The organism is Sphingobium sp. ba1, assembly GCF_000743655.1.
In the GTDB taxonomy this organism is placed as follows: Bacteria; Pseudomonadota; Alphaproteobacteria; order Sphingomonadales; family Sphingomonadaceae; genus Sphingobium.
In genome coordinates, this window is the sequence record NZ_JPPQ01000025.1 from 1 (window position 1) to 7,355 (window position 7,355).

Sequence of the window (7,355 nt, forward strand, 5' to 3'; positions counted from 1 at the left end):
GGCCTCCGTACATTATTTGGACACAGATTCACGGTAGCCACTTCGCGAGTTCAGGCCTGCCATCAGACGGGATCAGGTCATTGGCGAGCATCGTACTCGCCGATCCTGACAGATAAGGATTTGTCGGAGAGGGCGGTTTCCCAAGCCGTGGTTCCATCGATCAAGTTCACGCCGGTTTCGACCTCCAAGGCAGAATAAGCAGCTGTGATCGCAGACTCAGCTGTACGAATCTTGAGCACCTCCTGTCGCCCTGCCTGTGTGAGTGAGACGATCGTGCGCCTGCGATCAACTGGATCTGCAGCTGTTGTAACCAGTTCCAGCTTTTTCAGCTTTCCCACCCAATCTATGATGACCGGGTGGAATTGCTGAAGGGTTGAGGCGATGGCAGTGATACGTTGCGGCCCTTGATTTTCGATTAGGTAGAGTATCGACGTTGTTCGAGGTGGAGCGATGATTCCTGCCTCGCCAAACCAGCGCTCGCATTCGGTTACCAGCCCCTCAGAGAGGCGGCGCAAACGATGAGCGAGGAAGAATAATCCCCCTGCCTGGATAAAATCCCCAGCCTTTTCATCAACTTTCACTACGCTTTGCCTTCGCTCTTTACAATTATGTAGGCTCATACATATTTTAAAGCCATATAGATGTCCATATTGGGTAGGTGCTGCATGAAGCCATGGCGCTGGGTTATCGCATTTTCGTTCGTGACTTCGGGAGTGACGGCTTCAGGAAGTCCATTAGCTCATTCCAGCGTTCGGCCAGATGGTAGCATCATGACCTGGTATCTGGATCGGCAAACAAATGAAGCGCAACAGCCCATCCTGGTGCTGGCGCAGGGATCGGGATGTACATCGGTCACATCCAGCCCAAATATCGAGGCCGCCAGGAAGCTATTGCCATCCGCCGCAATCCTTACGGTCGAGAAATACGGTGTTCTGGAAGGCGATGCTCCGAAGTCTTTTCCAGAAGATTGCCGACCAGCCTACGTGGCCCACCATACCATCAGCCAAAGGGTCGCCGACTACAGCCAGGTTATTGCAAGCCTCAGGAATGAGGCATGGTGGAACGGGAAACTCGTTTTGTTTGGCGGATCAGAAGGCGGTGCGGCGATGCAGATCCTTGCCGCTGAAGTTCGGCCGAACGTCGCGGTGATCTTTTCATCGGCGACTGGAATGCCGTTTCGTGAGGCATTCGTGAGGGTTCTGCCACCTTCAGAGGCGAAAACAGCGCCGGAACACATAGCTGCAATAAGAAAGAACCCCGACAGCACGGAAATTTGGCTTTCGAATAGCTACCGATGGTGGTCCGATATAATGGACAGACGACTATCGGACGATGCATTGCGCGCCACTGCGACGGAATTTCTGGTCGTTCAAGGTAAACGGGATCAGTCGAACCCGGTTACATCTGCCAGGCGTTTCGCCGCGAATTTCCGCAAATCCGGACGCAAGAACGTCACCTACTGGGAATTTTCTGACTATGATCACACTATGGTAGATCAAAAGGGTCAGTCTCACCTGCCAGAGGTACTTAGCCAAATATCAGATTGGTTGACCAAGACATTGGCGCGATAGAAGATTATTATCTATAGTGTCTTCTGCAATTTGATCTGTACTTCAGGTTCTCTGCGGCGTGAGGAAATTTCCTCCACCGACGGCGCAATCAAACGCTGGTTTGTGCGACCTGAATATCTGAATGTCCCCGAGAGCGATAGCGTCCGATCCAGACTATGCGTATATGAGGCGCTAAAATCGAACCATGAACCTTTGCGGATCTGATACTCCCGCGATGGGCTATTATATGACCACTGTAATTGCGCGACGTCGCCGGATATGCTGCCCCGGTCTTTGCCATTCCATTCAAACGTTCCGTTTGCCGTATAGCGAAATGTGCGCTGCATATTTTGCCCATCCGTCGTTTCGACCGGAGTATGTTCATTGAAAAGATTAGCACTGGCGCTTGCCTTGAGACGAGGGACGATCGGGAAGGCAAGGTCAAACTGGGCGCCACTGCTCCAGCTTTTACCAGCATTTACGTAGCTATAGACACTGCTTCCGGTCGCATTGAGAGAATAACTTTTGCTCCAAAGCCGACTTGTTTCGCGCAAGTAGACAGTAGCTCCCAATTCTATTTTTCCAGGGCGAAACTGCACACTGGCCTCGTAGGCATTGGTGCTTTGATCCTTGAGGCGAGGGTTCCCTTCGAAAAGGGTGTAGGCATCCTCGACCGTTCCATAGGGGCGCAGATATTCCAGCGGGACCCTGTCTATCCGCTTGCTGAAACTGGCTCCGAACTGCAGCTTTTTGTTGAACCGGTAACTGGCGTGAAAGCTGGGGAAGAGGCCGGCCCTGTTTATCTGAATCGTCGCGACGCCGGGACTGGAAATTTGGCGGCGATTTGCTTCACCGCGCAAGCCCGGTGCGACGGTTAAAGCCCCGAATGTCTGCTGGAACGACGCATAGGCAGAGAGGGTAGCGCTGCGCGCATCATACGCATCGTTGATGTCGGAGCCGAACAAACCGTCGCTATCGTTGCTCATAAATCGATAGGTTTGCGTAGTGTCATCAACATGCCAGGCGCTGCCCAGCGAAAGAAGTTGCCCCACAGCCATGGGATGTTTCCAGTCAATTTGGACATCGATCGACGTGGAGGGCTTGCGCACGTCGAGCGTATAGAGGCGTCCATCGCTGAATCGGGCGTCAGTCACATCATGCACATTGGGATTTGTGTAAAACTGGACAGCCGCATTGAGCGCCTCTCCCTCTTTTTTGCCCTTATGATCGAAGCTCAATTCTCCGGTAACATAGCTCCCTATACCTGTGAGGCGGCGACGTTCTGAAAAAGGCGCGAAGTCCGGGGTAACGGCAACATAATCGACTTTGTCTGTGACAATATCATGCCCGCCGCCACCGCCCAGTTGTGCTGAGACGCTCGTTCTGGCGCCCAATTTGTACGACGCTTTGCCGCTAAGACGTCCGACAGTACCAGCATAGGTATACAGACCCGTCTCCCGGTTAACTGTCGGCGGGCTGTCATCCTGCATCCCAACGCTGCGCTCCTTGCGATAGCTTCTGCGGAGCATGGTGCCGGCATTGCCTCCCCCCTTCAGCTGGTAAGTCCAGTTGCCAGCTTTGTAATTCAGGGTCGTATCGCCAAGGGCATAGCCATAACTGGATTCTTCCAGGCTTGCGTTGCCAGACAGTCCCTCCACCCGTGATTTTCGCAGCACCAGATTGATGATGCCACCTGCGCCCTCAGACGAAAATTGTGCGGAGGGATTGGTAATCACCTCTATTCGCTCGATATCGCTACCGTGCACCGTGCGCAGATATTGCGAGGCATCGCCAATGTAAGGGCGGCCATCCACGTAGATCCGGGTCAATCCAGATCCAAGCACCAGAATGCGGTCGTCAGGGGTGATGGTCACCGCCGGGAGGCCGCGCAACAATTGGACGGCATTCTTCTGGGCGGAATGAGGAGTTTCGCGGACCTGATAGGTTCGGCGATCAATTTTAAGGGTTTCTTCGGTACGTTTCCCGACGACTTCAATGACATCGGTCGCGTCTTCAACGACCACGACAGGCGCAGTGATCGGCAAATCCGTCAAGGGCATGTCGTCCCGGAAAGGGCGACGGCTGGCATGCTCCCTTTCATACCAGCGCCTGGTTCTCGGACTGTTGCCGATAGGCCGCTACGATCCGGGAAACCGTGGGTTCGCTGACGCCATACAACCTTGCCATCTCGGCGCCGGATTTTCGGCCTGAGATGACGGACTCGGCGACTTCTCGACGCTGCTTGTCTCCCAGCTTGCGGCGACGCCCACCTATCCTGCCTTCAATGCGGGCCTGGGCAAGACCAGCGCTGGTGCGCTCGCGGATCATCGCGCGCTCAAACTCGGCAAAGCTGCCGACCATCTGCATCATCATTCGACCTGCAGCGGTCGTGGTGTCGATTGCCTCGGTCAGGGATCGGAAACCCGCGCCCACCCCTTCGATCCGCTCCATTATGTGCAACATGTCCTTCAGGCTACGCGACAGTCGATCAAGCTTCCAGACTACGACCACGTCGCCATCGCGCAGTTGGCCGATCATCTCCAGCAGCTTCGGGCGGTCCCATCGTCCGCCGCTGGCGGTCTCCTCGAATATGCGCTTGCAACCCGCTGCTTCGAGCGCGCTGCGCTGCGCAGCATTAGATTGCTCGTCGCCCTTCGACACACGGGCATAGCCGATCAGATAAGGTGCCTTGGTCAAATCGCGCCTTTCACAAACGGCCGTATCTGGAGGCGGAAACAGCATGCACCAATTTCCGCAGCCTTGGGTCTTTCACAATCCTCTTTCACTAAGCCAACAAAAGGCAAGAGGTTTTTGGAGGATGAAACATGCCCGCACGTATTCCGATGACCCAGCGGCAGCGCGCCGCGTTGCTTGCTTTGCCCGACAGCGAGGCGGCGGTGGTGCGACATCATGGCCTCGATGCCGAGGACCTTGCTGCGATCGGCTTCGCACGCACTCCGGCGACCCGCTTGAGCTATGCCCTGCAACTCTGCTGCCTGCGCTATCCGGGGCGACATCTGCGCACAGGCGAGCTGTTGCCTGCAATCATGCTCGACCACATCGCCGAACAGGTCGGAGTGGATGCAGGCGTCGTCGCCGACTTCGCGCGGCGAGCGCCGACCCGCTACGATCAGCTTGCCGCCATCAAGGCGCGCTTCGGATTCACCGATCTGAGCCGGCCAGCGCGCGGCATCATGATGACTTGGCTGGAAACCGAAGCCATGGCTATCGTGGACGGGCGCATTTTGCTTGATCGATTGCTGGACGAGCTGCGCACGCGACGCATCGTCATCCCTGGCATCAGCGTCGTTGAGCGGATGGCGGCCGAGGCGATGCTTCGGACGGAAACCGATCTGGTCGCCGCGGTCGATGCTAAACTCGATGCGGATATGCGTCAGCGTCTCGATATGCTGATCGATGAGAAGGTACATGACCGGCAGAGCCGCTTGTCCTGGCTGCGCGAACCAGAGCCCCGCGTCGCGTCAGCCTCGCTTGCCGAAATCCTCGAGAAGGTCGCGATAATCCATAGGACCGGTATTTCCAGCATTCCGGTCGATCCCCTGCACGAGCCCCGCCTGACGCAGTTCGCCCGCGAAGGCGTGCGATATACAGCCCAGGCTTTCCAACAGATGCGCGTCTCCCGCAGGCGGGTCATCCTGCTTGCAACGCTGCGCGAGATGGAGGCCACGCTTACCGACGCGGCGATCGCCATGTTCAGCGCCTTGATGGGACGCGCTCACCTTCGTGCTCGCAAACGCCTGGAGCAGAGGGTCGCGATTTCGGGACGCGAAGGCCGCGATCGGCTGATGCGGATCGCCACTGTGCTGGAAACAGTTAGCCAGGCAGCACGCGCCGGCGGAGATATCGGTGCGGCCCTCAGGGATATCGTGCCTCTCGACATGCTCGATGCTGATGCCGCAATCATCCGTCGTACCGCGGCACCTCACAGGGACGATGTGCTGAGCGAGATCGCAGCCGAATACCGGACCTTCAAGCGAACAGGGCCTCTATTCCTGCAAGCGCTCGATTTCCACGGTCGGGCCGGCACCGCGGCATTGCGCGACGCGATGGCGATCCTGTCGAATCTTGATGGCGACTGGCGCAAGCCCCTCCCTGCCGACGTTCCGCTCGGTCATGTCGAGCGGCGCTGGCACCGCCATGTCGTGGTCGCCGGCAAGATCGACCGGACGCACTGGGAGATGGCGACTTACGGCGCGCTCACCAATGCACTGGCCTCGGGTGATATCTGGGTGCCGAGGTCAAGGCTGCACAGGTCGCTGGACGTGCTGCTCGCGCCGTTATCCGGCGCAGCGCTGCAACCGCCGTTCTCGCTCGGTAATCCACACGCATGGCTCGATCAGCGCGCCGCGCAGCTCGACAGCGCCTTGCGCGACGTCGCCCACAATCTGGCCGGACGCGATGCTGCCCTGTTCGCTGGCGAGCGATTGCGATTTCCCAAGGAACTGAAGGACGATGATGCCAGGCACGACGAAGGACGGCGCCTGACGCTTGCCTGCTACGACATGCTGCCTGCCACGCGTATCACCGACGTGTTGTCGCAAGTCGAACGCTGGACCGGCTTCACCCGGCACTTCGGGCACGTCTCGACCGGGTTGCCGCCTGGCGATGAGCAGGCCTTCCTCGCCACTCTGATTGCCGAAGCGACCAATCTTGGGCTGTCGCGCATGGCCGAGGTATGCGGCGCAGGGTCACGCCGCGCGCTGCTGCGCATGCAGACATGGCACATGCGCGAGGAAACCTTTCGGGCGGCGCTCGCCTGTCTGACCGACGCCATCCACGCCGAGCCGATCGCCGCCTGGTTTGGGCAAGGACACCGGGCTTCCGCGGATGGCCAGGCCTTCTACCTGGGCGGGCCGGGCGAAGCCGGCGGAGCGGTCAACGCCCATTATGGTCGCGACCCAGTGGTCAAGATCTACACCACCATCACCGACCGCTACGCGCCGCTGCACCAGACGGTGATCGCCGGCACGGCAGGAGAAGCCATCCATGCGCTCGATGGGCTCCTCGGCCATGACAGCAACGCCGATCTGACCGCGCTGCACGTCGATGGAGGCGGCGTTTCCGACATCGTATTCGCGACGATGCATCTCCTCGGGCTCGATTTCGAGCCGCGCATTCCTCGCCTGTCCGACCGGCGCCTCTACGCTTTCGAACCCTCGAAGCGCTATGGCAGGCTTGCGCCACTGTTCGGTCACAGGCTCAACCGGGACCTGATCGTCAGCCACTGGCCCGATATTGAACGTGTCATTGGCGCGATCCGTCACCGCACCGTCACGCCATCGTTGATCCTGAAGAAGCTGTCCGCCTACCGCCAGCAGAACAGCCTCGCTGCGGCGCTGCGGGAGATCGGGCGGATCGAGCGCACGCTGTTCACGCTCCGCTGGTTCGAGGATCCGGCTCTGCGCCGTACCGTCACTGCCGAGTTGAACAAGGGCGAGGCCCGCAACAGCCTTGCCCGGGCGGTCGCCTTCCATCGGCTCGGCCGTTTTCGCGACCGTGGCCTGGAGAACCAGCAGACCCGAGCGGCCGCGCTCAACCTCGTCACCGCAGCGATTATCCTGTTCAACTGTCGCTATCTGGGGCGCGCCGTCGACGAAATGCGTCGTCGAGGAAGCCCCATCGATCCAGCTATGCTGTCCCGGCTCTCGCCGTTGGGTTGGGATCGCATCAATCTCACCGGCGATTATGTCTGGTCCGATCACCTCGATCTCGACGCCAACGGCCTCATGCCGCTGCTCATCAAACCGCTACCGTGAATCCGTGTCCTGATAATGCACAGGGGCC

General features: G+C 58.7%; 5 protein-coding genes. 2 read left to right on the top strand and 3 right to left on the bottom strand.

The features are described from left to right. Positions 1 to 77: 77 nt before the first annotated feature. Positions 78 to 581, bottom strand: coding sequence for a MarR family winged helix-turn-helix transcriptional regulator (locus IL54_RS02140; protein WP_037472742.1), 504 nt, complete (start codon positions 579 to 581; stop codon positions 78 to 80). Between the two features lie 189 nt (positions 582 to 770). Here IL54_RS02140 and IL54_RS02145 point away from each other — a divergent pair, with 189 nt between their 5' ends. Beyond that, positions 771 to 1,571 (top strand): alpha/beta hydrolase, encoded by an 801-nt coding sequence (locus IL54_RS02145; protein WP_052027513.1) that lies wholly within the window; start codon positions 771 to 773, stop codon positions 1,569 to 1,571. 11 nt (positions 1,572 to 1,582) lie between these two features. On the opposite strand, the gene IL54_RS02150 is transcribed toward IL54_RS02145, so the two are convergent. Further along, positions 1,583 to 3,604 carry a TonB-dependent receptor gene (locus IL54_RS02150; RefSeq protein ID WP_162182188.1) on the bottom strand — a complete coding sequence of 674 codons (2,022 nt, stop codon included), beginning with the start codon at positions 3,602 to 3,604 and terminating at the stop codon, positions 1,583 to 1,585. A gap of 43 nt (positions 3,605 to 3,647) precedes the next feature. Then, complete coding sequence (locus IL54_RS02155; RefSeq protein WP_052027514.1) at positions 3,648 to 4,292, bottom strand: recombinase family protein; 645 nt, start codon at positions 4,290 to 4,292, stop codon at positions 3,648 to 3,650. Positions 4,293 to 4,375: 83 nt separating this feature from the next. On the opposite strand from IL54_RS02155, the gene IL54_RS02160 reads away from it, so the two are divergent. Next, the gene (locus IL54_RS02160) at positions 4,376 to 7,327 is read left to right on the top strand and encodes a Tn3 family transposase (protein ID WP_228168062.1); all 2,952 of its coding nucleotides are present in this window, start codon (positions 4,376 to 4,378) and stop codon (positions 7,325 to 7,327) included. Positions 7,328 to 7,355: the final 28 nt, after the last annotated feature.

Bases quoted from the DNA above. Each gene is read 5' to 3' on its own strand.
- IL54_RS02155 (WP_052027514.1), bottom strand. From the start codon at position 4,292: ATGCTGTTTCCGCCTCCAGATACGGCCGTTTGTGAAAGGCGCGATTTG.
- IL54_RS02160 (WP_228168062.1), top strand. From the start codon at position 4,376: ATGCCCGCACGTATTCCGATGACCCAGCGGCAGCGCGCCGCGTTGCTT.
- IL54_RS02145 (WP_052027513.1), top strand. From the start codon at position 771: ATGACCTGGTATCTGGATCGGCAAACAAATGAAGCGCAACAGCCCATC.